This is a genomic window from Mesorhizobium sp. M1307, from assembly GCF_040318155.1.
GTDB lineage: Bacteria > Pseudomonadota > Alphaproteobacteria > Rhizobiales > Rhizobiaceae > Mesorhizobium.
On sequence record NZ_JAMYLR010000007.1, the window covers coordinates 199954 to 226874 of the forward strand.

Below are 26921 nucleotides of genomic sequence, written 5' to 3' on the forward strand. Positions count from 1 at the left end.
GGTCGGTGGCCTATCCGCCATTGGCGGCGAGCACGATCGCCGCACGCAATTCCTCGAGGCCCTCGCTCTTTTCCGACGACGTGGCGAGCACGAAGGGAAATGCCGCCGGGCGTTTCTTGATCTTCTGGAGCGTTTCCTCGATCAGCCGCGGTACCCCCGCCGCTTTGATCTTGTCGGTCTTGGTCAGCACGATCTGATACGACACCGCCGCCTTGTCGAGCAGCGACAGCACCTCGTCGTCCTTGGCCTTGATGCCATGGCGGGCATCGATCAGCACGTAGACGCGCTTCAGCGTCACCCGGCCCTTGAGATAGTCGAACACGAGCTTCGTCCACTCGTCGACCTTTTCCTTCGGTGCCGTGGCGTAGCCATAGCCTGGCATGTCGACCAGCGCCATCGGCGGCAGATCGGCGCCTTCTCCCGAAAATCCGCCAGGCACGAAATAGTTGAGCTCTTGCGTGCGGCCCGGCGTGTTGGAGGTGCGCGCCAGCCCCTTTTGGTTGACCAGCGCGTTGATCAGCGACGATTTGCCGACATTGGAGCGGCCGGCAAAGGCGATCTCGGGCGGTCCCTCCGGCGGCAGGAATTTCATCGCCGGCACGCCGCGGATGAAGATCCAGGCTCGCGTGAACAATTCGATACCGATCGTGGTCTTGTTCAACGCGTTCAAACCGCTGCCTCCAGAAGAAAAATGTTGCTGCCACGAATGGCATCGAGATTGCGGCTGATCTTTTCCACCGGCCAGTGCCACCACGCTAGCGCCAGCAGCCGCCGGATGGTCCTGTCATCGAAGCGCATCTTCACCACTTTGGCCGGATTACCGGCGACAATTGCATAGGCTGGCACATCGTGCGTCACCACCGACTTTGCCGCGACGATAGCGCCGTCGCCGATTTTCACGCCCGGCAGCATCACCGCTTCCATGCCGATCCAGACGTCGTTGCCGACGATTGTGTCGCCACGCACCTCCTTCGACCATGTCGCCGGGTCGAAACCTTCCTCCCAGCCGTGACCAAAGATGTTGAACGGATAGGTCGAAAAGCCGGACATGGCGTGATTGGCGCCGTTCATGATAAAGCGCGCACCCTCGGCAATGGCGCAGAACTTGCCGATGACTAGCCTGTCGCCGATGAACGGATAATGATGCAGCACGCATTTTTCGGCGAATTTGTCGGGTCCGTCAGGGTCGTCATAATAGGTGAAGTCGCCGATCTCGATATTCGGCGCCGTCACCAGCGGTTTCAGAAAGCCGACGCGTGTGTGCAACGGGATCGGATGCTTGATCGATGGATTGGGTCCGGTCATATCGAGCTCCGTCGAGCAACTGCCAGCCAGGTCAAAATAGCGCGATCCGTCCGGCAGTACCAATCGCTTAATCCAGACCGGCAGCCTGTGCAAAAAGCCCCGGACGAACCGGGGCTTTCTGGTTTCGCACTATCGGAGCGCCGGCTATTCCGCCGGCGACGGTTTCTTGCGGAACAGCGCGACCAGATTGTCCCACAATTCGATCTTGGCGCCCTGCCGCTTCATGATCACGCCCTGCTGCAGGATCGACAGCGTGTTGTTCCAGGCCCAGTAGATGACGAGGCCGGCCGGAAAACCCGCCATCATGAAGGTGAAGATCACGGGCATCCAGGTGAAGATCGCCGCCTGCGTCGGGTCCGGCGGCGTCGGGTTCATGCGCATCTGCAGGAACATCGTCACGCCCATGATCAGCGGCCAGACGCCGATCATCAGCATGTGCGGCAAGGTAACGGGGATCAGCCCGAACAGGTTGAAAATCGACGTCGGGTCCGGCGCCGCCAGATCCTGGATCCAGCCGAAGAACGGCGCGTGCCGCATCTCGATGGTGATGTAGAGCACCTTGTAGAGCGAAAAGAACACCGGGATCTGCAATGCCACCGGCCAGCAGCCGGCGAGCGGATTGATCTTCTCGGTCTTGTAGAGCTCCATCATCGCCTGCTGCTGCTTCATCTTGTCGTCCGCGTATTTCTCGCGGATCTCGAGCATCTTGGGCTGCACCTTCTTCATGTTCGCCATCGACGCATAGGACTTGTTGGCGAGCGGGAAGAACAGCGCCTTGACAATGACGGTGGTGGCGAGGATCGCCAGACCGAAATTGCCGAAGAATTTGTAAAGCGTGTCGATCAGCGAGAACATCGGCTGAGTTATGAACCAGAACCAGCCCCAATCGATCAGCTTTTCGAAAAGCCTTATCTTGCGATCTTTCTCGTAAGCATTGATCTTGTTGACTTCCTTTGCGCCGGCAAAGATCTCCGATTCAATGGTCTTGGATTCGCCGGGCTGCAGCGCAATCGCGTCCGTGCGGAAGTCGGCTTGATAGCGATGACGGCCGTCCTCGTAATAAGCGAAGTTTGGCTGAAACTCCTGCGCCTCTGTCGGCACCAGCGTCGCCGCCCAGTATTTGTCGGTGATGCCCAGCCAACCGTCCTTGGACTTGCTCGGTGTGTACTGCTTGTTTTTCTCGAGATCGGCGTATTTGTGTTCCTGCAGGCCTTCGCTGCCGGTGACGCCGATCAGGCCTTCGTGCAACACATAGATGCTGGCGACCGCCGGCTTGTCGAAGCGGGTGATGCGGCCGTAATTGAACAGCGAGACAGGGCTGCTACCGGAATTCTGCACGGTGTCGGAAACGGTGAACATGTAGTCGTTGTCGACCGAGAATGTGCGTTTGAAAGTCAGGCCCTTGTCGTTGGTGAAGGTGAGCGTCACTGGTGTAGCCGGCGTTAGCGTCGGATTGCCGTCGACGTTCCAAACGGTCTTGGGTCCCGGCAGCGTTCCCGCCTTGTCTTCGCCAACAAAGCCGATCTCGGCGAAATATCCGTTCGGCAGCGACTCAGGATTGAGCAGCGCGATCTTGGGTGAGTTTTTGTCGACCGTCTCCGTGTAGTGCTTGAGCTTGAGATCATCGAGACGCGCGCCGGTGAGGTTGATCGAGCCTTCGAGGCTCGGCGTGTCGATCTTGACGCGGCTGGTCGAGGCAATCGCCTGCTCCCGGCCGGCCGGCGTCACCGCGTTGCCGCCAGGCGCGTTCGGAATGGCGCCCGGCTGCACCGGTGTTTCGCTGGCGCCCGGGCTGGTGCCTTGGGCGGCCTTCTTCTGCTCCGCCACGCGCTGCTCTTCGATGCGGGCGGCTTCGCGCTGCATCTCGCTGCGCGGCATCACATACAAATATTGCCAAAGCGCCAGGATCAGCACCGACAGTGCGATGGTGATGAAGAAGTTGCGGTTGTTTTCCATCGAAGCCCTTGGCCTATCGTGTTCCACGCAATCTGCGGGAGAGTTCGGCCTTCAACTGGCCGAACGGAGTGGTAAGCACGTCTTCGCGCCCGACAATGACATAATCATTGCCTGGCGCCATGTCATCCGCGGCATGCGTGCGCACGGCCTCTCTGAGCCGCCGCCGGATGCGGTTGCGAACGACGGCGTTGCCGACCTTCCTGGTGACGGTGTAGCCGACGCGCGGCGCCTCGCTGTCGCCGCGGCCCAGGACCTCGACGAGGAAAAGCCGCCCGCGGCGCTTTTCGCCGCGGCGGACAGCCAGGAATTCCGCGCGCTTCAGAAGCCGCTTGGGATGGGCACCCGTTGGCTTGCCGGTTGCGGGCAACGATCTTGTCTCTCGCTTGGTGCTCAGGCGCTGAGACGCTTGCGGCCGCGGTTGCGGCGGGCTGCGACGACGCCGCGGCCACCTTTGGTGGCCATGCGGGCGCGGAAACCGTGCCTGCGTTTGCGGACGAGTTTGGACGGCTGGTAAGTACGCTTCATTTGTTTAAATACCGCGGGGTGCGGCCCTTCTTGATTCTGTCACTTTGTAACAGGAGCTTTGCCGGGCCGGTTTTGGCGCGATCGAAACCGCGCCGGGACGAATGGCCCGAGCGTGAGCGGGCTTATAGAAAGAAGGGTTTTGGAAGTCAATCCAGCGTGTCGGGCCGGCATTGTCGGACCGGCATCGAAGTCTTGCGGCCCTTTGTCCGGCTTCGACCAAGGATGAATTTGGCAAAAAAGCCGCAATCGCCTAATCTCACCCGATCAAGCGATCGTGAAGACGAGCAGTCCCTAAGACAAGCAGCCGTGATGACAGGCAGCCGTGACGACGAGCATGAGTGAAGTCCCAGCAACCGACGAAAGCATCGCCCAGGCGAAGGCGGCCACCCGCAGGGTGCCGCTGGCGCGCGGCCTGTCGACCAAGTTGCTGCTGCTCACCATCGTCTTCGTGCTCTTGGCCGAAATCCTCATCTTCGTGCCCTGGATCGCCAGCTACAGGCTGAGTTGGCTGAAGGAGAGGCTGAGCACCGCCGCCGCGGTTTCCATCGTCCTGGTGCAGGGCGAACCTGCCTCGCTGTCGCGTGCCGCCCAGAACGACGTACTGATGGCGATCGGCGCCAAGGCGATCGCCGTGCGCGACGGCGGCGTCTCGCGGCTTCTGGTCGTGGCCGAAATGCCGCCGCAGGTCGACGAGCATATCGATATCGCCAATGTCGGCATGATCAAGGGTATGACCGGCGCGCTGGACACGCTGTTTTTCGGCGGCAAGCGGATGCTGCGCGTTTTCGGGCCGGTCGGCGACAGCGACAAGGAATTCGAGCTGATCATGCCCGACCACCGCCTGCGCAATGCCATGCTGATCTATTCGCGCAACGTCGCCTTCGTCTCGCTGCTGATCTCGCTGTTCACCGCCATGCTGGTCTACGCCGCGATAGACCTGATCATGATCGGCCCGATCAGGACGATGACACGCTCGATGCTGTCCTTTTCCGAGGCGCCCGACGATCCCGGCCGCATCATTCACCCCGCCGCCCGGGCCGACGAGATCGGCGTCGCCGAACGCGAGCTGTCGCAGATGCAGGAGCGGCTGCAGAAGATGCTGACCGAGCAGAAGCACCTGGCCGATCTCGGCCTGGCCGTGTCGAAGATCAACCACGACATGCGCAACATCCTCGCCTCGGCGCAACTGATGTCGGACCGCCTGCGCCAGGTCAAGGACCCGACCGTGCAGGCCTTCGCACCAAAACTGCTGCGCGCGCTCGACCGTGCGGTGTCCTACTCGGAGGGCGTGCTGGCCTATGGCCGCACCCAGGAGCCGCCGCCGTCGCGCCGCAGGCTGCGGCTGCGCCAGCTGGTCGAGGACGTCCAGGGCCTGCTCGACATCGAATGCGGCATCGAATTCGTCAACGCCGTCGATCCGGTGCTTGAGGTCGACGCCGATTCCGACCAGCTGTTCCGCGTGCTCACCAATCTTAGCCGCAACGCCGTGCAGGCGATGGCGGCCGACACGGAGAGCGCCGTGGTGCGCCGCTTGACCATATCGGCCGAGCGCATCGGCAGCGTCAGCCGCATCGTCGTCACCGACACCGGCCCCGGCCTGCCGCCAAAGGCGCGAGAAAACCTGTTCGCGGCATTTCGCGGCTCGGCCCGCAGCGGCGGCACCGGCCTTGGCCTGGCGATCGCCCATGAATTGATCCGCGCCCATGGCGGCACGGTGGAGCTGGTCGAAAGCATCGGCGGCCGCACCACATTCGCGGTCACCATTCCCGACCAGCCGGTCCGGCTCGACCAGGCCCGCAACGGTCTGCGCCGCCCGGCGTAACGAACCGTTTCGTTACGGACCGTTTCAATTCGCAAATGGTTGGTCCGAGACTACGAGTCATCGGCTCGGCCGCCGTGCAACGGCGTGTTTCGTTACGGGCCGTTCCGATTGGCAAATGACTGATCCAAGACGATGACCTATCGGCTCGGTCGCCGAGTGACGCGATCTTGCCTTCGCCGGCCGGCGCATGACGGCAAAACATGACGGCAAAACTTTTGGCCAGGATCGGCTTGCTTTTCGCAAATTCAGTCGCTAGGGAACAGCTCACATTCGCGGCCGGTCGCCAGGATCGGATCGCGGGGCTATGCAAAGCATGGCCTGTTGCGCGCCCGTAGCTCAGCTGGATAGAGCACCAGACTACGAATCTGGGGGTCAGGAGTTCGAATCTCTTCGGGCGCGCCATTAAACTCATGCCTACCCCGGGAACATTGGTAACAGAATCTGCCACCGGTGGCCGGAAAGTCGCGAGGGCTGAGCGCCATCCATGCCAAAAAAGTGATCGTCAGCTAATGCTCCTCAGTCGGCCTGCTTAATCTCCGGGCCCGGTTCAGTCGGCGGGCCTGGCGTGCAATCCTGGCCAGTGCATTCCTGCACGGGATCTTTCGCCGGCGGGAGACAATTTTGGCCTTCACAATGAACGGGCGGCTGCGTTGTTGCGGCTTTATTGTTCTGCGGCACAGGCCGATCCTCAGCGCGAACGGCCGGCATTCCAAGGTCGATCATGGCCGTGCACAAGAGCGCAATCCGAAGCAAATTCATTTTCGCCTCCGCAACTGACAGCGAGACGCAGATTATACCTTCGAACTGCGGCCAACATCCTGTCACCCGCGAACGGCGTTAACAGCGCGTTTCATTGCCGGTCGGAAGGGCGCGTCGTCCTCTTCCCGGCAAAATAGCGCCAGAAACGGGGCTTTCGGCCAGAGGTGACTGAAGCCAACCTTCCGATTTTCCTGTACACCTGTTCGAAGGGTTCGAGGTGCGTTAGGGCCTCGCATATTCGAGGTTTTCAGTTCTTTCACGGGGGAACGTACATGACGGCATTCAACAGCGTCCGCTTCCGGGTCAAGCCGGGTAGTGAAGACGAATTCGTCGAACTGTTCAGCGCGCTCCGCGCAATTTCGAGGGATTGCGAAAAATGGCTCTCATCAAATCGGGAGATGGCGCCTTCTTCTCGATTGGAGAGTGGGACACTTTTCAGCACATGGTCGATGCCAGGCCCAAAATGCTAGGCAATCTTGATCGGTTCCGGCATACGTTGCAGCAGCTTGAGGGCGGATATACGGATGCTGTTTCCGGCGAGGCTGTCTTCGAAACGGACGGCAGGAGCAGCGGCAGGTCGGTATAGTTTCGCACTTCGAAAAGCTTATGCCGTGCGCCACTTCCCGGCTCTATCACCTAAACCGCACATTCCCCCTGGAAAGCTCTGCCACCGACCTGCATCCCATCAGCCGCATGTCGCGTTCGATCTCGGTTCGCATCAGGCCGAGCGCCCGTTCGACGCCGGCCTGTCCGGCGGCTGCCAGCGGGAAGAGATAGTAGCGCCCGACGCCGACGGCCTTGGCGCCCAACGACAGGGCCTTCAGCACATGCGTGCCGCGCTGGACGCCGCTGTCGATGATCACGTCTATCTTGTCGCCCACCGCGTCGGCAATCTCCGACAGTTGGTCGAAGGGGCTGCGCGAGCCGTCCAGCTGTCTGCCGCCATGATTTGACAGAACGATACCGGTGCAGCCGATGTCGACCGCCTTTCTGGCATCGGCGACGCTCATGATCCCCTTCAGGCAAAACTGGCCGTTCCAGAAGCGGACCATGTCCTCGACGTCCTTCCAATCCAGCGACGGGTCGAGGATCTCGGTGAAATAGCGGCTGATGGAAAGCGCTCCGCCGCCGAGATCGATATGGCCGTCCAACTGCGGCAGGCTGAACTTTTCGTGCGTCAAATAGTCGATAGCCCATCTCGGCTTGATCGCAAACTGCATCATGCCGCCGGGCGTAAGCCGAAAGGGGATGGAAAAGCCGGTCCGCAGGTCGCGCTCACGGTTTCCGCCGGTGACGCTGTCGACGGTCAGCATCATCACCTCGACGCCGGACGTCTTGGCGCGCTCCATCATGGCGCGGTTCAGGCCGCGATCCCTGTGGAAATAGAACTGATAGACCTGCGGCGTCCTGTGCTTGCGGACTTCCTCCAGGCTGACCGTGCCGAGCGACGAGACGCCGAACATCGTGCCGAACTTCTCCGCCGCCGCGGCGACGGCGCGCTCGCCGCTATGGTGAAACAGTCGCTGGAGAGCCGTCGGCGAACAATAGACCGGCATCGCCAGCTTCTGGCCCATGACGGTGACCGACATGTCGACCTGTCCGACGCCGGCAAGGACGTTGGGGACGAGATCGCAGTCCTCGAACGCCGCCGTGTTGCGCCGCAGCGTCGTCTCGTCGTCCGCGCCGCCATCGATATAATTGAAGATCGGACCTGGCAGGCGCTGTTTTGCCAGCCGGCGGAAGTCCTGAAAATTGTAGCAGCTTTGCAATCTCATGAAATCAATCGGGTATATGCCGGGCCCGATGTCAAGCCTGTGCCATTGTCGATCGCCGGCGCTCTCGCCTCAGCCCGCCAGAGCGCCAACTGACTCCCGCTCCACCAGCGGGCATTCAAGCTTTGTGATGGGATAGCGGCCACGACCGGGAGCAGCGGGGACTTCGAGCTGCTCGATCGCCCATTGTCCCATCGCCATATGCGGCAGGATCGACGTCGTCAGCGGCGGGAACAGATGCCGCGCGATCTCCTCGTCGTCATAACCGATCACCGAAATATCCCGGGGGATGTGCAGGCCGGCCTCCTTCAGCGCCTCGTAGCAGCCGATCGCGGTGCGGTCGTTCTGGCAGAAGATGGCGGTCGGCCGGTCCTTCAGCGCCAAGAGCTCGACGGTCGCGGCATAGCCGGCGCTCGCCGACCAGTCGCCTTCGACGACCAGCGCCGGGTCGAACGGAATGTCGGCCGTCGCCAGCGCCCGGCGGTAGCCCTTCAGCCTGTCCTGCGCCGCCTGCATCCAGGGCTCGCCGGTAATGGTGGCGATACGCCGGTGGCCATGGCCGATCAAGTGGCGGGTGGAGCTCTGGCCGCCGGCGATCTCGCTCGGCACCACGGCGGGGAAGGCATAGTCGGCGGTGTAGCAGTTGAGCAGGATGACCGGAATGTCGAGGCCGTAGAGATAGTCCGGCGCGACGATCTCGCGGGTGAAAATGGTCATGTAGATCAGCGCCGAAATGCCCCGCTTGGTCAGAGCCGCGATGGCACGGGGCTCCATCACCTCGTCGCCCATGGTCTGCGCCACCAAAAGCACATTGCCGGCGTTCCACGAGGCTTGCCGCGCCCCTTCAATGGCGACGACCGCCTCCGGGCTGGTCGCCAACTGGTCGACGGCGAAGCCGATCACGCCATCCAGCCCGTCGAATGCGGCAACCGGGGCTCGCAAGGCAGAAAACACGGGCGGCGAATAGCCCAGCGTTCGCGCCGTCTCGATCACCCGCTCGCGGGTTTGCTGCGACAGCCTGATGCCCGGCGTGTTGTTGAGCACGAACGAAACCGTCGCCTGCGAACAGCCTGCCGCCCTGGCGATGTCGGTCATGGTAACGCGGCCCTTGGAGTTTTTCCCGGACAGCTTGCGCCGCCTGGTACCCTCAAGGACGGGATCACGCAGTGGTTCGTTCATGTCATTGGTCCCTCGAACCTCGCATTTATAGGGCGAAGCGATACTAATAGATATAATCGACCCTCTTAGGCGATTTAGTCCCCGATCCAAAACGGTTGCGACTGGGGAGGCCTCTCTCGTTTGTGGCGAGAATCCCGACCAAACTAATACTCTTTACTAATATCTGGCATCCCTATAACGTCAATCCATCATGCCCGGACGACGTCGGACCGCGCATGTTCGGAACGCAAGTCAGCCTGGTATCGGACGGTTCCCGTCAGTCGAAGCTTGCCTGCCGCTCCGGGAAATGTCAGACAAATCGGACTATTTACGAACGGCGAATGAGTCTCTAAAGTCGACGATAGCGGCTGGAATGGCGTCGTTCTTCGCTGCCGGAAACCCTTGAGGAGGAGGGCGTCCAAGCCGCGCCGGCACGTTCATCATCAGCGAAAATTACTGAGTCAAAATGGGAGGTTGAATATGAAATCTGTGATACGAAATGCGTCCGTCGCCGCTGCGGCCCTGCTGCTCGGCCTTTCCGCCAGCGCAATTGCGCGGGCCGACGACAAGCCGACTCTGGCCTTCGTCGTCAACGGCGCTTCCGATTTCTGGAAGGCGGCCGAAGCCGGCGTCAAGAAGGCTCAAGGCGAACTGCCCAATTACAATCTGGAGCTCAAATATCCGGAGCAGTCCTCGGTCGCCATCCAGCAGCGCCTGATGGACGACCTGGTGACGGCCGGTGTTAAGGCGATCATGGTCTCGGCCGTCGATCCCAAGACGTCGACCGACGGGCTGAACAAGATCGCCTCGGAAACGGCGTTGTTCACCACCGACAGCGACGCACCACAGACCAAGCGTGTCGCCTATATCGGCTCTTCCAATGTCGATGCCGGCAAGCAGGCGGCAGAGATCGCCAAGAAGGCAATGCCTGACGGCGGCAAGTGCCTCGGCTTCGTCGGCCTGCTCGGCGCCGACAATGCCAAGGAACGTATCCAGGGCATGAAGGACGGTCTCGCGGGCACCAAGATCGAATTGGTCGACGTGCGTGGCGACGACATCGATCAGGCTCGCGCCAAGAAGAACGTCGAGGACGCGCTGGTCGCCAGCCCCGACGTCACCTGCATGGTCGGCTTCTATTCCTACAACACGCCGCGCATCTACGAAGCGCTGCGCGATGCCGGCAAGCTCGGCCAGATCACCGTCGTCGGCTTCGACGACGATCCGATCACGCTGGGCGGCGTCAAGGAAGGCACCGTCGCCGCTACCGTCGTACAGCAGCCTTTCGAATGGGCCTATCAGGGCATGAAGCTGATGGCCGCCTATCTCGAGGGCGACAAGTCGGGCGTGCCCGCCGATGGCCTGATCATCGTGCCGACCAAGATCATCGGCAAGGACGATGTCGACGCCTACGCCGCCAACCTCAAGGCGATGTCGGGAAACTGAGCGAATTAGGTTGCGCCGGCTCAAGGGTTCGCCCTGAGCCGGCGATTCTATTGACGCGCCTCGCAAGGCCCGTCAGTCTGAGGCCAAAACGGCTCACCGGCTGCTGTCAGGCGTGATGAATTATTCCGATCCATCCATCGTTGCATCCACGGCCGCTCCGTTCCTGAGCCTCGACGGCGTGCGCAAGACCTATCCCGGCGTTGTCGCGCTGGACGGGTTCTCGATCGAGGTCAGGCCCGGCGAGGTCATCGGCCTGGTCGGCGAAAACGGCGCCGGCAAATCGACGCTGATGAAGATCCTCGGCGGCGTGACCCGGCCGGACACCGGCACCATCACCGTCGATGGCGTCGCCCATGACAGTCTGACCGTCGAGGCCAGCATCGGTTCGGGCATCGCCTTCGTCCACCAGGAACTCAACCTGTTCGAGAACCTCGACGTCGCCGCCAATATCTTCTTCGGCCGCGAACCGCTGCGCGCCGGCCCGTTCAGGCTGGTCGACCGCGCCAGGCTGCGAGCGCTGGCGGCGCCGCTGCTCAAACGCGTGGGCGCCAATTTCTCGGCCGATACGCCGGTGTCGGCGCTGTCGCTGGCCCAGCAGCAAATGGTCGAGATCGCCAAGGCGCTGTCGATCAAGGCGCGGCTGGTCATCCTCGACGAACCGACATCGAGCCTGCCGATCGCCGAAACCGACAAGCTGCTCGGTGTCATCAAGGCGCTGAAGGCAGACGGCATCAGCGTCATTTTCATCTCGCACCGCCTGCACGAGGTCGAGCGCGTCGCCGACCGCGTCGTCGTGCTCAGGGACGGCATGCTCGCCGGAACCTTGCCGAAGAGCGCCATCAATCACGACCAGATGGTCAAGCTGATGATCGGCCGCATGCTGAAGGAGCGCGAGAAGGCCGCGGAATCGGCGCGCCCGCCGGGCTCTGTCGCGCTGTCGGTCAAGGCCATTCGCACCGCTGCCTATCCCGACCGGCCCGTCGACCTCGACGTCAGGCATGGCGAGATCCTCGGCCTCGCCGGTCTCGTCGGCTCGGGCCGGACGGAGCTGGCGCGCGTTCTGTTCGGCATCGACAAGAGCTTTGGCGGCTCGTTCCAGCTTGACGGAAAAGATCTGGTTCTTGGTTCGGCCGCGGACGCAGTGGCCAACGGTATTTTCCTCGTCCCCGAAGACCGCAAGCTGACCGGCATCCTGCTCGATCTGTCGATCGCCCAGAACATCTCGCTGCCCAATCTGCCGGCGCATTCGCGGCGCTCGCTGGTCTCGGCCGGCGCGGAGGCCGCCACCGCCGAGAAGCAGAAGACCGATCTCGGCATCAGGGCGCCCTCCGTCCAGACGCGCACCGGCACGCTGTCGGGCGGCAACCAGCAAAAGGTCGTGCTGGCCAAATGGCTGGCGATGAAGCCGAAGGTGATGATCCTCGACGAGCCGACGCGCGGCATCGACATCGGCGCCAAGGCCGAGATCTACGGGCTGATGCGGGCGTTGGCCGATGCCGGCGTCGCCGTGCTGATGATCTCCAGCGACATGGAGGAGGTGATCGGCGTTTCCGACCGCATTGCCGTCATGCATGAAGGCCAGATCTCCGGCATTCTCGACAAGGACCGGTTCAGCCAGGAAAACGTGCTGCTGCTGGCGGTCGGCAAGCAGCCGAAGTAGTTCGCAGGCACTGGGAGAAGACGATGAGCAAGAAAGATCTCGGCCTGCTGATCCTGATCCTGGTGGTCGGCGCGGTGGTGGCAATCATCAACCCGCGCTTCCTGCTGCCGATCAATCTCGCCAACACCTCGAACCTGATCGGGTTGTTCGGCATCCTGTCGATCGGCCAAGCCTTCGTCATCATCACTGGTGGCATCGAATTGTCGGTCGGCTCGGTGGTTGCGCTGCTCGGCGTGCTGTTCATCGACTTCATCGCCACGCGCGGCATGGCCTGGCCGGTCGCCCTGCCGCTGATCCTGGTGCTCGGCGGCATCATCGGGCTGGCGCATGGCTGGCTGATCACCCGGCTCAAATTGCAGCCTTTCGTGGTGACTTTGTGCGGCCTGTTGATCTATCGCGGCGTGGCGCGCTTCTACACCGCCGACGGCACCGCCGGCTTTGCCTTCGGACAGAACTTCCCGGAACTCGAGTTCCTGACGGCGGGGCGGTCCTGGGGCGTGCCGAACAGCTTCATCGCGCTGATCGTCATCGCCGTCGTCATGTGGGTGGTGCTGCACCGGTCGGTGTTCGGGCGCTATCTCTATGCCATCGGCAAGAACGAGGAAGCGGCAAAATATTCCGGCATCCGCACCGGCCGCATCGTCATGGCCGCCTATGTCATCTGCGGCGTGCTGACGGCGCTGTCGGCGATCTATTTCGCCATGTACACACGCTCGATCTCGCCGGCGAGCCACGGCCAGTTCTACGAGCTCTATGCCATCGCGGCCGCGGTGCTCGGCGGCTTCTCGCTGCGTGGCGGCGAAGGCTCGCTGATCGGCGTCCTGCTCGGCACCGTGCTGCTGCAGGAGCTGCAGAACCTCGTCAACCTGCTCGGCATCCCGTCCTCGCTCAACTTCGCCGTCATGGGCGGGGTGATCCTCATCGGCGTGCTGGTCGACCAGCAATGGGGCGTGTTCAGGGCGCGGCGGCGGATGCTGGAAGCCACACGCAAGGGCGTGGCGGGTGCTGCCGCTGAGTGACGCAAAAATAGCTGGATGAAATTCGCCGACTGCCATGGCAGGTGGCGTGAAAGAGTCAGCCGGAGCTTCGCGACAGCAGTTCAGGTCGGTCTCTATTTGGAACGAAACCCGTATCTGAGCGTTTATTTAAGCTTTGCTGCGCGGAGGTGTTCCATGCCCACGAATCCAGTTAGTACCGCCAAAGTAGGAACTCACCCCCTCCACCCGATGCTGATACCTTTTCCTGTCGCGTTTCTTGTCGGTGCGTTTGTCACCGACCTGGTTTTCTGGGGGACTGCCGATGCCTTCTGGGCACGGGCATCGATGTGGTTGATCGGGGCAGCCATAGTAATGGCCCTTCTCGCTGCGACAGCCGGATTTATCGACTTCCTCAACGAGCCGCGCATTCGCGCCTTGTCCGACGCCTGGTACCACATGCTAGGCAACTTGACCGCGGTCGTTGTGGCACTGATCAATTTCTACCTTCGCTATGCGCAAGGCGCCGAAGCCGCGGTCCGCCCATGGGGTGTGCTCTTGTCGTTCATAGTGGTCTGCATACTGCTGTTCACCGGCTGGAAGGGCTGGGAGATGGTGTATCGGCACCACGTTGCAGTTCTGGACACACCAGCGGATGCGCCAGCGAAGCCTTCGACAACCACTGCCACGGATACTCGTCACGCTGGTCGGGACCGGCACGCCGCATGAGGCCATAATCCCGAAAAGTGGATACCGGTTTCCAAAAAGATATCGGTTAGACAAGTAGCGCCCATACCGAATGCATCAGATGGGCGCTACTTTAGATAAGGCCCGACATGTCGGAGAAGGCCATGGCCTTGCGCAGCACCTCGGCGAAGCGCTCGCCGGCGGCTTCACGAGGGCCGCTATTGTCGATCGAGGTGACACCCGGTCCGGACAGCGCGACATTGGCACTGCGCGCCAGCCGTGCCAGCACTTCGCCGCGCGATTCGCGACCGCGCAATGCCAGCCGCTCGGCCAGGATATCCGGTGTAGCCGTGATCTCGACGACAGCCAGATTGGCGTAGCGCTCCCGCAGCGCCGGGATGATCGCGCGCGAGACGTTGGCGATCGCGACACGGCCGTTTGAGACCGACCAATCGACTTCGGCCGGGATGCCATAGCGCAGGCCATGCGCTTCCCAGGAAATCGCGAAGGCGCCATCCGCTTCGGCCTCGACGAAGGCAACGTCGGCGAGCGTGTCGTGATCCTCGGTGGCCGCATCGCTCGGCCGGGTGATCACCCGGCGCACGAACTCCAGCCGGCTCTCGTCGGCAAACACGGCGCGCGCATAGCCGATCACCGTGTCCTTGCCGGCACCGCTCGGCCCGACGACGGCGACGAAGACACCGTCGCGGATCGGAAATCCCGTAGCGCGCAATTCACGCTCGACCGATGCCGACACCATCATGCGACTCGGCGTCCCTGCCGCCAGACCGTGCGGACGACCGGGACATGGTCGTCGACGCGCACGCGAACCAGATCGGCGCGCCGGCCGGGCTCGATGACACCGCGATCGGTGAGGCCGACCGCCTCGGCCGGGTTCTTCGAGACCATCGCCACCGCCTGTGGCAAGGAAATGCCCTCGACCACGTCGCCGAGGAAGAAGGCTGACTGGATCAGACTGAACGGAATGTAGTCCGACGACAGGATATCGAGCAGGCCATCGCCGGCCAGCGTGCGGGCCGAGACATTGCCCGAATGTGACGCGCCGCGCATGACGTTCGGCGCGCCCATCAATACGCCGAGCCCTGCCTCTTTTGAAGCCCGCGCCGCCTCCTCGGTGGTCGGGAACTCGGCGACGCGCACACCTTGCGCGATCGCTTCGTCGACATGGCCGACGGTTGCGTCGTCATGGCTGGCGAGCACGATGCCGCGCTCTTGGCAGGCAGCGGCGATGAAGCTGCGGTTCGGGCTCGAATTCCTCGCCGATTCCGCCATCCGCTTTTCGCAGAATTTCTGGAAATCGCGATCGGTCAGCTTCAGCTTGCGCTGGTAGTAATAGGCGTAGGTTTCCAAATTGACGAACTGGCGCTGTCCGGGCGCATGGTCCATCAGCGACGCCAGCCTGACCCGCTCGTCGCCGTCGAAATTGGCGAAGGCCGTGAGGCAGTCCGGCGCCGAAACCTCGCAACGCAGATGGAGGAAATGGTCGGCCCTGAGCCGGTCCTGCTGCACGCTGTCCTCGATCGCGTCGGCCAGCTTGCGTATGTCGGCGGCCGTCAGGTCGGCATCCTCGTCCATGCCGACGCGCAAGGCGTCGAGCACAGTGGTGATGCCGGCGGTCGCCACCTGCGCGTCATGGGCGAGCACAGCTGCGATCGGGTTCCAGCGCACTTTCGGCCGTGGCGCGTAATGGCCTTCGAGATGGTCGGTGTGGAGCTCGACCAGGCCAGGGATGATGAAGTCGCCGCCCATGTCCTCGCCGCTGCGGCCAGCGCCGGGATCGATGGCGGCGATCATGCCGTCGCGCAGCACGATCGACCCTTCGACGATCTGGTCGGCCAGCACAATACGGGCATTGTCAAGAACGGTCTCGGCAGTCATTTCAGGCAGTCCTTGCAGCATTTTGCAGCCAATTGAAAATGAATTGGCGTCGCACCATGCGGTTAAAGCAAATAGTCATTTAGGCGGTTCTTCTGGCCGGGCGGCGCCCGAGCGCGTGATGGGACAGCACCATGAACGGAGCGCCCGGTTCAGTTTCCACAAACAGCGTCAACGCGTCCACCGCCACCGGCCGTTGCAGCACGTCCGCAAACAGGCTGTCGATTGCTAGGCGAAGACGAGGGCTTTCCTGTGACGACACCCGGCCGGACAGCGTCATATGGAAGCGAAACGTCTCGAAGACATAGGGATAGCCCCACTGGCAGAGATTGCGGAACTCGTCGGGCTTCAGCGAATCGGGGCTGCGCCGTTCGATCTCGGCTTCCGTCAACGGCGCGCGGAAGCGGTCGAAGTCGCGCACCACGTCATCGGCGAAGCGGTTGAGCGCCGGCAGCGGTGCTTCCGGCAACAGCGCGAAGAAGCCGTCGATCTGGCTGACGACGAGGCGCGGGATCGTAACCACCGGCGTCGCCTCGGCAAAATCGTCGAGTGCTGCACGAAGCGACGTTTCCGTCTCGTTGGAGGCCAGTCTGAAGGGCGCCTTCAGTGTCGCATGAAAGCCATAGCGGCGCGCCGAGGCGGTATGGAAGGCAACTTCTGCCGCCGACAACTCGCCCGCAGCCTCGACCGGCTTTGTGGCGGCACCGAATGGGTCGCGGCCGAGCCAGTTGGCGGCGATCCGTGCCAGCGGTTCGTCTTGTCGGGGGGTGAAATAGATCGCGTAGCGCATCGAAAGTCCTCGTCAGCCCCGCTGCCATAGGTGATTTCCATGACGAATTGACGAAGCTTTGCGGCGTTTTCGGTAACAAAACCACACAGCCGGGTCGTTAGCCGACGATTTTTCGCTTGGACCAGCGGTTGGGGCGAAGGGGAAATGGTTAGGCCTTCATCAGCCATTCGTGCTCGGGCGCGTTGTGGAATTTCCACGTCCGCTTCGGTCCGGCCATGACGTTGAGATAATAGAGATCATAGCCGTGGCAGGCTGCGCAGGGGTGATAACCCTTGGGAACCAGCACGACGTCGCCGTCCTCGATCGCCATCGCCTCGTCGAGCGAACGAGCACCGTTCTCGTCGGCATCGGTGTAGACGCGCTGGAAAGCAAAGCCCTGCGGCGGGTTGAGACGGTGGTAATAGGTCTCCTCGAGATAGGATTCAGCCGGCAGATTGTCCTGGTCGTGCTTGTGCGGCGGATAGCTCGATGTGTGGCCGCCGGGTGTGATGACCTCAACCACCAGCAAGGAATCGGCCGGCTTGCCTTCCGGCAGGATGTTGGTGACGTAGCGCGTGTTGGTGCCTTTGCCGCGAACCTCCTGGCCGAGATCGTCGGGTCCGATGACACGGATCGGCAGACCGCCGCCCAGTCCTGGCGCCGAACAGACGGCAAGTTCGAGATCGGTATCGGCGCTCACCGACCACTCCGACCCCTGCGGCACATAGACCGACCAAGGCTTGCCTTCGAACGGCGACATGCGTTCGCCGAGCAGGCCGAGATCCTTGCCGCCGGCTTTGGCCTTGCCCTTGCCGGTGACGAACACCAAGCAGACTTCACGATCCGCGGTTTGCCCGGAAGCGCTCTCGCCGGGCCTGAGCCGATGCAGATCGAAGCCGACATAGGTCCAGCCGGCGTTTTGCGGCGTCACATGAGCGATGCGGCCGTGGCCCTTATTGGCTTTGACGAGCAGCTTCGACATGGTCATTCCTTCGGTTCGGCGTCCGCCGATGACTTGTCCTCGTCAGCCGGCTTGTAGAGATAGAAGAATTGCCAGACGGCATAGCCGGCGAAGCCGAGCGCGATCACGCCCCAGAACGGCGTGCCGGTGGCGAATTCGATCACCGACCAGACCAGGCAGACCGCGACAACGGCAACGCGCCGCCACAGCGGCCGGAAAAACGGGTGCTCGGAGTCTTTCATCGGATCAACACCTTTCCTCGCGAACTCTCAAGCATTGGGAAAGCCCTGTGTCTCCACCGTATAGCCGGCCGCCGTCATAGCCCGCATCAATTCCTTGTAGCCGACCTGCGCCATCTTGAGCGGCGGGTTCTTCTTCGGATCCTGCTCGGCCTCGACCACGAACCAGCCTTCATAGCCATGGTCGGCGAGCCTCTGGACGATGGCGCCAAAATCCAGCGAGCCATCTCCCGGCACGGTGAAGGCGCCAAGTGCCACCGCGTCGAGGAACGATTGCTTCTCGCGATCCAGTCCCGCGATCACCTCCATGCGCACATCTTTCACATGCACATGGTTGATGCGCGGGTGGTGGTTATCAATAGCGCGCAGCACATCGCCGCCGGCAAAGGCCAGGTGACCCGCGTCGAGCAGCAATGGAATGCCTTCTCCCGAGTAACGCATGAAGGCATCTAGCTCTGGCTCGGTCTCAACTACTGCCGCCATATGATGATGGTAGGAGAGCGGCATGCCTTGCTCTGCACACCATTCGCCGAACTGCGTGAGCCGCCGGGCGTAGGCTTTCATTTCCTCGTCCGAAAGCCTGGGCTTGCTGGCGAGCGGCTTCGAGCGGTCGCCCTGGATAGAGCGGCCGACTTCACCATAGACGATGCATGGCGCGTTCACCGCCTTGAACAGGTCGATCATCGGCTGGATACGATCCTTGTTCTTCGCCATGTCTTCGTCGACCAGCGTCCCCGAGAACCAGCCGCCGCAAAGCGTCACGTCGGCCTCTTTCAGGATCGGCAGCATGATTTGCGGATCGTTGGGAAAGCGGCGGCCCATTTCCATTCCGGTAAAGCCAGCCGAGCGCGACTGGCGCAGGCACTCCTCCAGCGACACATCATCGCTGAGTTCGGCAAGATCGTCGTTCCACCATGCAATGGGGGACATGCCCAGTTTGGCTTTCAAGTCGTCACTCCAGTTTCAGACATTCGAGGCGCGTTCGCGGATGGCTAAAGAACCCGCCCGCTCAGCGCTTCCTCATATTTCTTGCGCGCCGCATTCACTTGCGGCCGTGCCGAGACTTCCGGCACTGCGACATCCCACCAGCTTCCACCGGCCTCGGTCGAAACCAGCGGGTCGGTGTCGATGACCAGCACGGTCGTTCGCGTGTTCTTCTTCGCTTGCGCCAGCGCCGTTTCCAGCCCGGCGATCGATGGCACTTTTTCGGCAATCGCACCCATGCTCGCAGCATGCGCGGCGAAGTCGATCTCGGGCAAGGTTTCGTGACGGGTGTCCTTCAGCAGATTGTTGAAGCTGGCCCCGCCGGTCGCAATCTGCAACCGGTTGATGCAGCCATAGCCGCGGTTGTCGAGCAGCACGATGGTCAGCTTGAGGCCGAGCATCACCGAGGTCGCGATCTCGGAATTGAGCATCAGGTAAGAGCCGTCGCCGATCATCACCACGACCTCTTCGTCCGGCTTGGCCATCTTGACGCCAAGCCCGCCGGCGATTTCATAGCCCATTGTCGAGAAGCCGTATTCTGCGTGGTAGGAGCCGGGCGCGCCCGCCTGCCATAGCTTGTGCAATTCGCCGGGCAAGCCGCCGGCGGCATGAAGCAGTACCACGCTGGAGCCCATGGTGCGCTGTACTGCGCCAATCACTTGCGCGTCGGACGGATAGGCGGCATTGGTCGACGCCGTCACCTTGTCGGCATCCGCTTGCCAGTTTTTCTTGCCGGTGATCGCATTGTCGGTCCAGCCTGAAGGGGCTTTCCAGCCTTTCAGTGCCGCAGCGAGTTCGGCGAGCCCTTCCGCCGCATCGGCGACCAGCGGCAGCGCCTGGTGCTTTCCGGCGTCAAAAGGCTGCACGTTGAGCCCGATGATGGTCCTGCCGGTATGCTTGAACAATGCCCAGGAGCCGGTGGTGAAATCCTGCAGTCTGGTGCCGACGGCAAGCACGACGTCGGCCTCTTCGGCCAGCCTGTTGGCCGCCGAAGTGCCGGTAACGCCGACCGCGCCCATGTTCAACGGATGATCGTCCGGGAGCGAGGATTTGCCGCCTTGCGTCTCACAAACTGGAACGCCGGCGCCTTGCACCAGTTTTGCCAACTCCTCGGATGCCTGCGAATAGAGTACGCCGCCGCCCGCGATCACCAGCGGCTTTTTCGCCGCTTTGAGTACCGCGACTGCGGCCGCCAGTTCGTTGCGGTCCGGGCGCTGCCGTCGCGGCGTCCAGAGTCGCTCGGCAAAGAAACTCTCGGGGTAGTCATAGGCCTCGGCCTGCACGTCCTGGCACAGCGCCAGCGTCACCGGGCCGCATTCGGCGGGATCGGTCAGCACCTGCATGGCGCGGTTGAGCGCCGGCATGATCTGCTCCGGCCGCGTGATGCGGTCGAAATAGCGCGACACCGGGCGGAGGCAGTCATTGACCGTCGCCGTGCCGTCGGAGAAATCCTCGGCCTGCTGCAATACCGGATCGGGAATGCGGTTGGCGAAGACGTCGCCGGGAAGAAACAGGACGGGCAACCTGTTTACGTGCGCAAGTGCGGCCGCCGTCACCATGTTGAGCGCGCCGGGGCCGATCGAACTGGTCGCGGCCATGAAGCGACGGCGGAAATTGGCCTTGGCGTAGGCGATCGCCGCATGCGCCATTGCCTGCTCGTTATGGGCACGGAAGGTCGGCAGTTCGTCGCGAACCTGGTAGAGCGCCTCGCCGACGCCGGCGACATTGCCGTGGCCGAAGATCGCCCAGACGCCGCCGAAGATCGGCACTCTCTTCCCGTCCATCTCGGTCATCTGTCGAGCAAGAAAGCGGGTCAGCGCCTGCGCCATCGTCAGGCGGATTGTCTTGGTCATGTCGGTTCCTCCGCAGTCCTTATGCCGCGCCTTCTTATGCTGCTTTGCGGCCGCGCGCCGCAAGCCATGCCTCGGTCAGTCTCTCGAAGCGAGATGCCATGTCGGCAACCGCTTCATCGTCTGACATCTTGCCGGCAAGCCATTGTTCGGCCGCGTTGATGAAGATGGTGCGGCCGACGGCAAAGCCCTTGACGATAGACGCCTTGGCGGTGGCAGCAAAGGCCGCTTCCAATTCGTCCTGCGGCGCTTCGAGGCCAAGCAGCACAATCCCGCGGCACCACGGATCGTTCTTCAGGATCACCGCCTCGATCTTTGCCCATGCGCCGGCCGATGCCTGTGGTTCGAGCTTCCACCAATCGGGCTTGATGCCGAGTGCGTAGAGTTCCTCGAGCGCGCGCGGGATGGTCATGTCGTCGAGCCTGCCGTGCTTGCCGGCGATGATCTCGACCAGAAGTTCTCTGCCCACTTTCCGCGCGGCCTCGAACAAAGCGCGCAGTTTCTGCTGCTGTTCGCTCTTCAGCGCCGCGGGATCGTCGGGATGATAGAAGCACAGGCACTTGATGCAGTGGTCGACCGGCCATTCGGTCAGTTGCGAACCTATGTCTTGCGAGAACTCGAAGCGAAGCGGCCGCGAACCCGGCAACTCGACCGGCCGGCCGAGCCAGGCGAAGGAATGGTGGGCGAATTCGAACATCGCCTCGCGTCCGTATTTTTCGTCGAGCAGCATGCCGTAGCCGGCGCGGCCAGCCGCGACCTTGGCCGCAGCCTTGACCGTCAGCACCTTGAAAGCTGGGATTCGCGACGGATCGGCGCCGGCTTTTGCCGCGACATCCTCCAGCTGGACGCGGTGGTCGCAGGCGAACGCCATCAGCGAGGGGATGTCGCGCCGGCGCGTGGTCGCCCAATGGATGTGATTGATCGCCTCGTCCTTGCGCAGCGCCAGATGCTTGCTGCCGTTTTTCAGGAAGAACTGCAATTCCTCGAAAGTCGGGTATTCCGGTGCGCAGAGCAGCCGCGACACGGCAAAGGCGCCGCAGGCATTGGCCCAGGTCGCCGCCGTCGCCAGGCCTTCCTCGCCGAGCCAGCCGCGCAGGAAGCCCGACATGAAGGCGTCGCCGGCGCCGAGCACATTGTAGACCTCGATTGGAAATCCCTTGCCGACGATACCGTCCTCGAGGTCGTCGCTGATCGGCCCGTCATAGACGATGCAGCCCATGGCGCCGCGTTTCAGCACGATGGTTGCCGCCGACAGCGAGCGGATGGTTTTCAGCGCGCTCAGGCAATCGTCTGCGCCCGAGGCGATCATGATTTCCTCTTCGGTGCCGACGATGAGATCGCAATCGGGCAGCACCGTCTTCAACTGCGCCGAGACGCGGTCGGATTTCACATAGCGCTCGAAGCCTTCGGCGTGGCCGGCGAGACCCCAGAGGTTGGGACGGTAGTCGATGTCGAACACCACCTTGCCGCCCTTGGCTTTCATGACACGGATCGCCTTGCGCTGGGCGGCGTCGCTGTTGGGCCGTGAAAAATGCGTGCCGGTGACGACGACCGCGCGTGCCGAAGCGATGAACGCCTCATCGATATCGTCTTTCGAAAGCGCCATGTCGGCGCAATCGCTGCGATAGAAGATCATCGGCGAGACGCCTTCATCCTCGACCGACAGCAGCACCAGGGCGGTCAGCCGCTCCGGATCGGTCTTGAGGCCTTGGACCGAAACGCCCTCGCGGGTCAGCTGCTCGCGGATGAAGCGGCCCATCTGCTCATTGCCGACGCGGGTGAGCAGCGCCGAGCGCAGGCCGAGCCTGGCAGTACCGACCGCGATATTGGCCGGACAGCCGCCGACCGACTTGGCAAAGGAAGTAATGTCCTCGAGGCGCGAGCCGATCTGCTGACCATAGAGATCGACGGAAGCGCGGCCGATGGTGATGATGTCGAGCGGCGCATGTCTCGCTTCCACGGCTTCGCCCATTCGAACCTCCCATCGGCTTTGTTGTCTTGGGTAACACGCGCGAGCGGCAGCGTGGCGCCGGCAATATGAAATAATAATTCCAATCCATAGTCAATATGGAACGAGCATTCCCAAGGCTGAAAAGTGCTGTGCAAGGCTCGCGCGTTCAGAAACTTTGAAGTCAGACGAACGTCAAGTGTCTACCACTGAAACCAGCTGATTTACCAAGGAAGCGGGCCGTCATCGTTGAAGTACCCGGCGGTCGGGCCATCGGCGTCCAAGGTCGCCAGGTGAATGACGATCTCGGCCGCCTGCTGCACCGTGCGGTGACCTTTATACCCGTTGAGATCGGTGGCAGTGTAGCCGGGCGCCGCGGCGTTGACCTTGATGCCTTGCGGCGCGAGCTCCCTGGCGAACGCCACCGTGATGGCATTCAAGGCTGTCTTGGAGCTGCCGTAGCCCATCATGTTAACGGCGTGGTTCGCAGTGGCGGGATCGAGCGCCCGGCCGATGGACCCGGTGGAGCTGCTCACCATCACGATCCGGGCAGCAGGTGCTGCCAGCAGCAGCGGCAGGAATGCCTGGGTCACGCGGATCGGGCCGAAGACATTGACGTCGTAGGTGGCCTGGATGTCGGCGATCCGCTGCTGGCTCGGCGGCAGGTCGTAATTGATGGCGACGCCGGCGTTATTCACCAGCACGTCGAGGCAGGGGCTGGCCTGCCTGAATGCCTCGGCTGCCGCCTTCACACTGTCATCCCGCGTGACGTCCAGCTCGAGCCACTCCACGTCGAGGCCTTCGGCGCGCAATGCCTGCGCCGCCGCCATGCCGCGTTCGGCGCTCCTGGCGCCGAGCCAGACCTTGAAGCCCATGGTCGCCAGTCGCCGGGCGATTTCACGGCCTATACCCTTGTTGGCGCCGGTCACCAGCGCGCTTTTCGATGTTCTCATAATCGGTGTCTCCATTTTTCTTGTGGAAGACCCACAAATGGTGCGAGGCAGCGGGCGTTGCGCGCCGGAAACTCTCCAGCTCTTGCCTAATCCTCTCACGCTGTTGCGCCGCCGGTGCGAATGCGCGATGCTGGCGCAATGAGCGAAGCGCTGCAGGAGTTGATCGAGATCGCCAGCCGCCATGCGCGCGGGCGACGAACAAGAACGGCGGTTCCCCGCGTTTCGATCGGCCGCAGCGAAGTCGCCACGCCGCCATTGTCAGGGGTGTGGGGGTCGGGGATCTTATTCGTACTGCAGGGCGCGAAGACGGTTCTGATCGGCGACCGGGCTCTTCGTTACAATCCGGCCAGCTATTTCATCTATACTGTCGAGACGCCCACCATCAGCCAGATAATCGAAGCGAGCACGGCGCGTCCTTACCTGGCCATTGGCTTGACCCTTGACCTGCAGGCCGTCGCCGCGCTCCTCGTCGAGCACGCGCCGGCCCTCAGTGGCGACAGTTTCTCCACCTCTCCCGCTGATGACGATCTGCTCGACGCGTCGCGTCGAATGATGCGGCTGCTTGACCGGCCAGCGGAGATTCCCGTGCTCGCGACCATGATCGAGCGGGAGATGCTGTTTCGGCTCTTGCAAGGCCCCCAAGGCGGAAAGCTTCGTGAACTTGCGCGCGCCGATGGCCATCTGTCCCGGATTGGCCGGGCGATCGCCTGGATCCGTTCGCATCCCCATCAGCCGGTCCGGGTCGGCGATCTGGCCGAGATTGCCCGTATGAGCAGTGCTGCGTTTTATCGTCACTTCAAGGCGGCGACGGCCATGAGCCCAATCCAGTATCAAAAGCAAATCCGCTTGCTGGAAGCCCGCCATCTGCTGATTGCCCAGCCGGGCAACGTCGCACGTGTCGCCTTCGCCGTCGGCTATGAGAGTGCTTCCCAGTTCAGCCGGGAGTATGCCCGCCAGTTCGGGTCGCCGCCTGCCCGCGACGCAGCGCGGCTTTCGGCAGAAGGCGAAACGGCAATAGAGGTGATCTAAGGCTTGCGCTTCTTGCCAGTATCGCGCCGCTTCTCGCCGACCGCGACGGTCAGCGCCATAGCCAAAGCCATCGTCGCCGACAGCGAGCGGAAGCCGGCGAAATCGGCCTCGGCGACCTCGAACCAGACCCTGGCGAATTGGGCGAGTGGCGAAAAGGAGCTGTCGGTAATCGCCACGATCGGCACCCCTTGCTCCGAAATGACGCGCGCCTCCTCGATGGTGGCCGGGGCATAGGGCGAAAAGCTGATAGCGATCACGGCGTCCCTTGGAGAGGCAAAGCCGATCATCTCTGCATTGAGGCCGGCGGCCGATTCGATCAGCTGGTTGCGGATCTTGAGCTTGCCCAATGCATAGGCGATATAGGAGGCGACCGGGTAGGAGCGCCGCTTGGCCAGCACGTAAATGGTTTCGGCCTTGGCCAACACGGTGATCGCATCTTCGAAATGGTCTTCATTCAGCGTGCGCGAAATGTCGTTGAGCGAGGTACTGGCTGCGGCAACAAAACCGTCGAAAATCGCGCGGTGGCCGGCGCCTTCCTCGGCCTTGGCGCGCAATGCCGCCAGCCTTTCATCATAGGATGAATTGCGCTCGCGCAGGCGCTCGCGAAACACCAACTGCAGGCTGGTGAAACCGTCAAAACCAAGCTGCTGGGCAAAGCGGATCAGGGTCGAAGGCTGGACACCGGCGGAAGCGGCGATGCTGGCAGCGGTGCCGAAGGCGATATCGTCTGGGTTGTCGAGCGCATAGGCGGCGATCTGGGCGATACGTTTCGGCAGGCTGTGGCGCCGCTCCAGGATCGTCGCCCGCAGCGTCTCGAAATCGCGCGGCACCCGTTCGTCCATCGTCGCTCCGCCCAGGCTCATCGTCGGTTCCCTCTGTGCCCCATCATAGCGGGCCTGTGCAAGAACACCATAAAAAATGAGGCAAGCGTTCCATTTACAAACAAAATGGACTAATTCATCCACACAATTTGCGCACACGGAGGCAAGGCAGATGATCGGGGTAGGTCTTATCGGTACGGGCTTCATGGGCAAGTGCCACGCCATCGCCTGGAACGCAGTTGGCACCGTCTTTCCCGATGTGGACAAGCCAAGGATGGTCCATCTCGGCGAGGTCAACGAGGACCTTGCCAAACGGCGTGCCACCGAATTCGGCTTCGCCAAGGCGTCCGGCGATTGGCGCGCTGTCGTCGACGACCCGGAGGTCGATGTCATCTCGCTGACCACGCCGAACCAGTTCCACCCGGAAATGGCCATCGCCATCCTCGAAGCCGGCAAGCATCTGTGGTGTGAAAAACCGATGGCGCCAAGTTTTGCGGAGGCGCAAGCAATGGCTGCGGCGGCCCAAAAGTCCGGCAAGGTGGCCGCGCTTGGCTATAACTATATTCAGAACCCAGCGATCCGCCATATCGGCGCGCTGCTCGACGAGAAGATCATCGGCGAGGTCAACCATCTGCGTATCGAGATGGACGAGGACTTCATGGCCGATCCGGAGGCGCTGTTCTTCTGGAAGCACGAGGCGGCGTCCGGTTACGGCGCGCTCGACGATTTCGCCGTGCATCCGCTGTCGCTCATCGCCGTACTGTTCGGCCGCGTTGCCCGCGTCATGTGCGACATGGCCAAACCCTATGCCGACCGCCGCGTCGCCTCGGGCGGGCGCCGCGCGGTCGAGACCTACGACATCGCCAGCATCCTGATGCATCTCGAAAACGGCATCGCCGGCACGCTGCTGGTCAACCGTTCGGCCTGGGGCCGCAAAGGCCGGATCGCCATCCAGATTTTTGGCTCGAAGGGCTCGATCCTGTACGACCAGGAGCGGATGAATGAGTTCCAACTCTATCTGACGGCCGACCGGCCGACCGAGCAAGGCTATCGCACCATCCTGGTGGCGCCGCATCATAAGCCTTATGACGCCTTCCTGCCGGCGCCCGGCCACGGCCTTGGCTTTAATGACCTCAAGATTATCGAATGCCGGGAACTGTTGACGCGACTTGCCGGCAAGCCGGCGCGGATCATCGATTTCGACGAAGGCCTGGAGATCGAGCGCACGGTGCACGCGATGGCGCGCTCGTTCGCGGAACAGCGCTGGATGGAGGTGCGGTAGTAAGCCCGCGCTGGTCTCCCCTTCTCCCCCAGGGGGACCCCTAGGGGAGAGCGACTGTCTTGGCTGTCAAGTTGTTTGCCACGGTTTTTGATCCCGGACGATAGCGTTGAGAATGGTGAGAAGCTTGC

At 62.4% G+C, this 26921-nt stretch carries 24 protein-coding genes and 1 tRNA gene; 8 read left to right on the forward strand and 17 right to left on the reverse strand.

Annotated features, from left to right (window positions below; translation table 11 throughout):
• Window positions 1-10: 10 nt before the first annotated feature.
• The 5 genes from yihA to rpmH form a co-directional block, all read right to left on the reverse strand.
• Window positions 11-670 carry a ribosome biogenesis GTP-binding protein YihA/YsxC gene (gene yihA, locus NKH16_RS11970; protein WP_031193748.1) on the reverse strand — a complete coding sequence of 220 codons (660 nt, stop codon included), beginning with the start codon at window positions 668-670 and terminating at the stop codon, window positions 11-13.
• The gene (locus tag NKH16_RS11975; RefSeq protein WP_352452996.1) at window positions 667-1305 is read right to left on the reverse strand and encodes a CatB-related O-acetyltransferase; all 639 of its coding nucleotides are present in this window, start codon (window positions 1303-1305) and stop codon (window positions 667-669) included. Before NKH16_RS11975 ends, yihA begins: the two co-directional genes overlap by 4 nt.
• 144 nt (window positions 1306-1449) lie before the next feature.
• Window positions 1450-3261, reverse strand: coding sequence for a membrane protein insertase YidC (gene yidC, locus NKH16_RS11980; protein ID WP_352899510.1), 1812 nt, complete (start codon window positions 3259-3261; stop codon window positions 1450-1452).
• A 13-nt stretch (window positions 3262-3274) separates the two neighbouring features.
• A complete protein-coding gene (rnpA, locus tag NKH16_RS11985; protein ID WP_352539960.1) occupies window positions 3275-3628 on the reverse strand; it encodes a ribonuclease P protein component in 354 nt (117 codons plus the stop codon).
• Window positions 3629-3651: 23 nt separating this feature from the next.
• Entirely contained in the window at window positions 3652-3786 is a 135-nt protein-coding gene (gene rpmH / locus NKH16_RS11990; protein WP_008833937.1) for a 50S ribosomal protein L34, read from the reverse strand.
• A 334-nt stretch (window positions 3787-4120) separates the two neighbouring features.
• On the opposite strand from rpmH, the gene NKH16_RS11995 reads away from it, so the two are divergent.
• Window positions 4121-5608 (forward strand): ATP-binding protein, encoded by a 1488-nt coding sequence (locus tag NKH16_RS11995; RefSeq protein WP_023677495.1) that lies wholly within the window; start codon window positions 4121-4123, stop codon window positions 5606-5608.
• Window positions 5609-5933: 325 nt separating this feature from the next.
• A tRNA-Arg gene (locus NKH16_RS12000) sits at window positions 5934-6010 on the forward strand.
• 989 nt (window positions 6011-6999) lie between these two features.
• Here NKH16_RS12000 and NKH16_RS12005 read toward each other — a convergent pair.
• Both NKH16_RS12005 and NKH16_RS12010 read right to left on the reverse strand, forming a co-directional pair.
• Window positions 7000-8142 (reverse strand): alpha-hydroxy acid oxidase, encoded by a 1143-nt coding sequence (locus NKH16_RS12005; protein WP_352455992.1) that lies wholly within the window; start codon window positions 8140-8142, stop codon window positions 7000-7002.
• A gap of 69 nt (window positions 8143-8211) precedes the next feature.
• Complete coding sequence (locus tag NKH16_RS12010; RefSeq protein ID WP_352899538.1) at window positions 8212-9234, reverse strand: LacI family DNA-binding transcriptional regulator; 1023 nt, start codon at window positions 9232-9234, stop codon at window positions 8212-8214.
• Window positions 9235-9777: 543 nt separating this feature from the next.
• Here NKH16_RS12010 and NKH16_RS12015 point away from each other — a divergent pair.
• The 4 genes from NKH16_RS12015 (at window position 9778) to NKH16_RS12030 (ending at window position 14103) form a co-directional block, all read left to right on the forward strand.
• On the forward strand, window positions 9778-10740 hold the full coding sequence (locus tag NKH16_RS12015) for a sugar-binding protein (RefSeq protein ID WP_352455994.1): 963 nt from the start codon (window positions 9778-9780) through the stop codon (window positions 10738-10740).
• A gap of 115 nt (window positions 10741-10855) precedes the next feature.
• Complete coding sequence (locus NKH16_RS12020) at window positions 10856-12400, forward strand: sugar ABC transporter ATP-binding protein (protein WP_352455995.1); 1545 nt, start codon at window positions 10856-10858, stop codon at window positions 12398-12400.
• Between the two features lie 23 nt (window positions 12401-12423).
• On the forward strand, window positions 12424-13419 hold the full coding sequence (locus tag NKH16_RS12025) for an ABC transporter permease (RefSeq protein ID WP_023677502.1): 996 nt from the start codon (window positions 12424-12426) through the stop codon (window positions 13417-13419).
• A gap of 153 nt (window positions 13420-13572) precedes the next feature.
• Window positions 13573-14103, forward strand: coding sequence for a DUF2231 domain-containing protein (locus NKH16_RS12030; protein WP_352453004.1), 531 nt, complete (start codon window positions 13573-13575; stop codon window positions 14101-14103).
• A gap of 91 nt (window positions 14104-14194) precedes the next feature.
• Here the strand turns inward: NKH16_RS12030 and phnN are convergent, their stop codons facing one another.
• The 9 genes from phnN to NKH16_RS12075 all read right to left on the reverse strand — a co-directional run bounded on the left by phnN (window position 14195) and on the right by NKH16_RS12075 (window position 23661).
• Window positions 14195-14824, reverse strand: coding sequence for a phosphonate metabolism protein/1,5-bisphosphokinase (PRPP-forming) PhnN (gene phnN, locus NKH16_RS12035; protein WP_352899514.1), 630 nt, complete (start codon window positions 14822-14824; stop codon window positions 14195-14197).
• On the reverse strand, window positions 14821-15960 hold the full coding sequence (locus NKH16_RS12040; RefSeq protein WP_352769536.1) for an alpha-D-ribose 1-methylphosphonate 5-triphosphate diphosphatase: 1140 nt from the start codon (window positions 15958-15960) through the stop codon (window positions 14821-14823). Before NKH16_RS12040 ends, phnN begins: the two co-directional genes overlap by 4 nt.
• Before the next feature lie 79 nt (window positions 15961-16039).
• Window positions 16040-16747, reverse strand: a complete 708-nt coding sequence (locus tag NKH16_RS12045) for a DUF1045 domain-containing protein (RefSeq protein WP_352769538.1) — start codon at window positions 16745-16747, stop codon at window positions 16040-16042.
• A 148-nt stretch (window positions 16748-16895) separates the two neighbouring features.
• Window positions 16896-17708 carry a 5-deoxy-glucuronate isomerase gene (gene iolB, locus NKH16_RS12050; RefSeq protein WP_352453008.1) on the reverse strand — a complete coding sequence of 271 codons (813 nt, stop codon included), beginning with the start codon at window positions 17706-17708 and terminating at the stop codon, window positions 16896-16898.
• Between the two features lie 2 nt (window positions 17709-17710).
• On the reverse strand, window positions 17711-17929 hold the full coding sequence (locus NKH16_RS12055; protein WP_352453009.1) for a DUF3329 domain-containing protein: 219 nt from the start codon (window positions 17927-17929) through the stop codon (window positions 17711-17713).
• A gap of 27 nt (window positions 17930-17956) precedes the next feature.
• On the reverse strand, window positions 17957-18874 hold the full coding sequence (gene iolE / locus NKH16_RS12060) for a myo-inosose-2 dehydratase (protein ID WP_352453010.1): 918 nt from the start codon (window positions 18872-18874) through the stop codon (window positions 17957-17959).
• A gap of 44 nt (window positions 18875-18918) precedes the next feature.
• Complete coding sequence (iolD, locus tag NKH16_RS12065) at window positions 18919-20763, reverse strand: 3D-(3,5/4)-trihydroxycyclohexane-1,2-dione acylhydrolase (decyclizing) (RefSeq protein WP_352453011.1); 1845 nt, start codon at window positions 20761-20763, stop codon at window positions 18919-18921.
• A gap of 34 nt (window positions 20764-20797) precedes the next feature.
• Complete coding sequence (locus NKH16_RS12070; protein ID WP_352453012.1) at window positions 20798-22732, reverse strand: bifunctional 5-dehydro-2-deoxygluconokinase/5-dehydro-2-deoxyphosphogluconate aldolase; 1935 nt, start codon at window positions 22730-22732, stop codon at window positions 20798-20800.
• 200 nt (window positions 22733-22932) lie between these two features.
• Window positions 22933-23661 carry an SDR family oxidoreductase gene (locus NKH16_RS12075; protein ID WP_352619345.1) on the reverse strand — a complete coding sequence of 243 codons (729 nt, stop codon included), beginning with the start codon at window positions 23659-23661 and terminating at the stop codon, window positions 22933-22935.
• A 138-nt stretch (window positions 23662-23799) separates the two neighbouring features.
• Here NKH16_RS12075 and NKH16_RS12080 point away from each other — a divergent pair, with 138 nt between their 5' ends.
• Window positions 23800-24690, forward strand: a complete 891-nt coding sequence (locus NKH16_RS12080; protein WP_352634836.1) for an AraC family transcriptional regulator — start codon at window positions 23800-23802, stop codon at window positions 24688-24690.
• Here the strand turns inward: NKH16_RS12080 and NKH16_RS12085 are convergent.
• On the reverse strand, window positions 24687-25532 hold the full coding sequence (locus NKH16_RS12085) for a MurR/RpiR family transcriptional regulator (RefSeq protein ID WP_023677514.1): 846 nt from the start codon (window positions 25530-25532) through the stop codon (window positions 24687-24689). The two genes, NKH16_RS12080 and NKH16_RS12085, sit on opposite strands and share 4 nt — an antisense overlap.
• A gap of 151 nt (window positions 25533-25683) precedes the next feature.
• Between NKH16_RS12085 and NKH16_RS12090 the strand changes: the two genes are divergently transcribed.
• Window positions 25684-26793: a Gfo/Idh/MocA family protein gene (locus NKH16_RS12090; RefSeq protein WP_352899520.1), complete on the forward strand. Its 1110-nt coding sequence runs from the start codon at window positions 25684-25686 to the stop codon at window positions 26791-26793.
• The last annotated feature ends 128 nt before the right edge of the window (window positions 26794-26921 follow it).

Coding starts and splice junctions, on each gene's coding strand:
- NKH16_RS12010 (WP_352899538.1), bottom strand. CDS start 9,234: ATGACCGACATCGCCAGGGCGGCAGGCTGTTCGCAGGCGACGGTTTCG.
- NKH16_RS12080 (WP_352634836.1), top strand. CDS start 23,800: ATGAGCGAAGCGCTGCAGGAGTTGATCGAGATCGCCAGCCGCCATGCG.
- rpmH (WP_008833937.1), bottom strand. CDS start 3,786: ATGAAGCGTACTTACCAGCCGTCCAAACTCGTCCGCAAACGCAGGCAC.
- NKH16_RS12015 (WP_352455994.1), top strand. CDS start 9,778: ATGAAATCTGTGATACGAAATGCGTCCGTCGCCGCTGCGGCCCTGCTG.
- NKH16_RS12020 (WP_352455995.1), top strand. CDS start 10,856: ATGAATTATTCCGATCCATCCATCGTTGCATCCACGGCCGCTCCGTTC.
- phnN (WP_352899514.1), bottom strand. CDS start 14,824: ATGATGGTGTCGGCATCGGTCGAGCGTGAATTGCGCGCTACGGGATTT.
- NKH16_RS11975 (WP_352452996.1), bottom strand. CDS start 1,305: ATGACCGGACCCAATCCATCGATCAAGCATCCGATCCCGTTGCACACA.
- NKH16_RS12085 (WP_023677514.1), bottom strand. CDS start 25,532: ATGGACGAACGGGTGCCGCGCGATTTCGAGACGCTGCGGGCGACGATC.
- NKH16_RS12090 (WP_352899520.1), top strand. CDS start 25,684: ATGATCGGGGTAGGTCTTATCGGTACGGGCTTCATGGGCAAGTGCCAC.
- NKH16_RS12075 (WP_352619345.1), bottom strand. CDS start 23,661: ATGAGAACATCGAAAAGCGCGCTGGTGACCGGCGCCAACAAGGGTATA.
- NKH16_RS12070 (WP_352453012.1), bottom strand. CDS start 22,732: ATGGGCGAAGCCGTGGAAGCGAGACATGCGCCGCTCGACATCATCACC.
- iolD (WP_352453011.1), bottom strand. CDS start 20,763: ATGACCAAGACAATCCGCCTGACGATGGCGCAGGCGCTGACCCGCTTT.
- NKH16_RS12040 (WP_352769536.1), bottom strand. CDS start 15,960: ATGACTGCCGAGACCGTTCTTGACAATGCCCGTATTGTGCTGGCCGAC.
- NKH16_RS11995 (WP_023677495.1), top strand. CDS start 4,121: ATGAGTGAAGTCCCAGCAACCGACGAAAGCATCGCCCAGGCGAAGGCG.
- iolB (WP_352453008.1), bottom strand. CDS start 17,708: ATGTCGAAGCTGCTCGTCAAAGCCAATAAGGGCCACGGCCGCATCGCT.
- NKH16_RS12045 (WP_352769538.1), bottom strand. CDS start 16,747: ATGCGCTACGCGATCTATTTCACCCCCCGACAAGACGAACCGCTGGCA.
- NKH16_RS12055 (WP_352453009.1), bottom strand. CDS start 17,929: ATGAAAGACTCCGAGCACCCGTTTTTCCGGCCGCTGTGGCGGCGCGTT.
- yidC (WP_352899510.1), bottom strand. CDS start 3,261: ATGGAAAACAACCGCAACTTCTTCATCACCATCGCACTGTCGGTGCTG.
- NKH16_RS12005 (WP_352455992.1), bottom strand. CDS start 8,142: ATGAGATTGCAAAGCTGCTACAATTTTCAGGACTTCCGCCGGCTGGCA.
- NKH16_RS12030 (WP_352453004.1), top strand. CDS start 13,573: ATGCCCACGAATCCAGTTAGTACCGCCAAAGTAGGAACTCACCCCCTC.
- NKH16_RS12025 (WP_023677502.1), top strand. CDS start 12,424: ATGAGCAAGAAAGATCTCGGCCTGCTGATCCTGATCCTGGTGGTCGGC.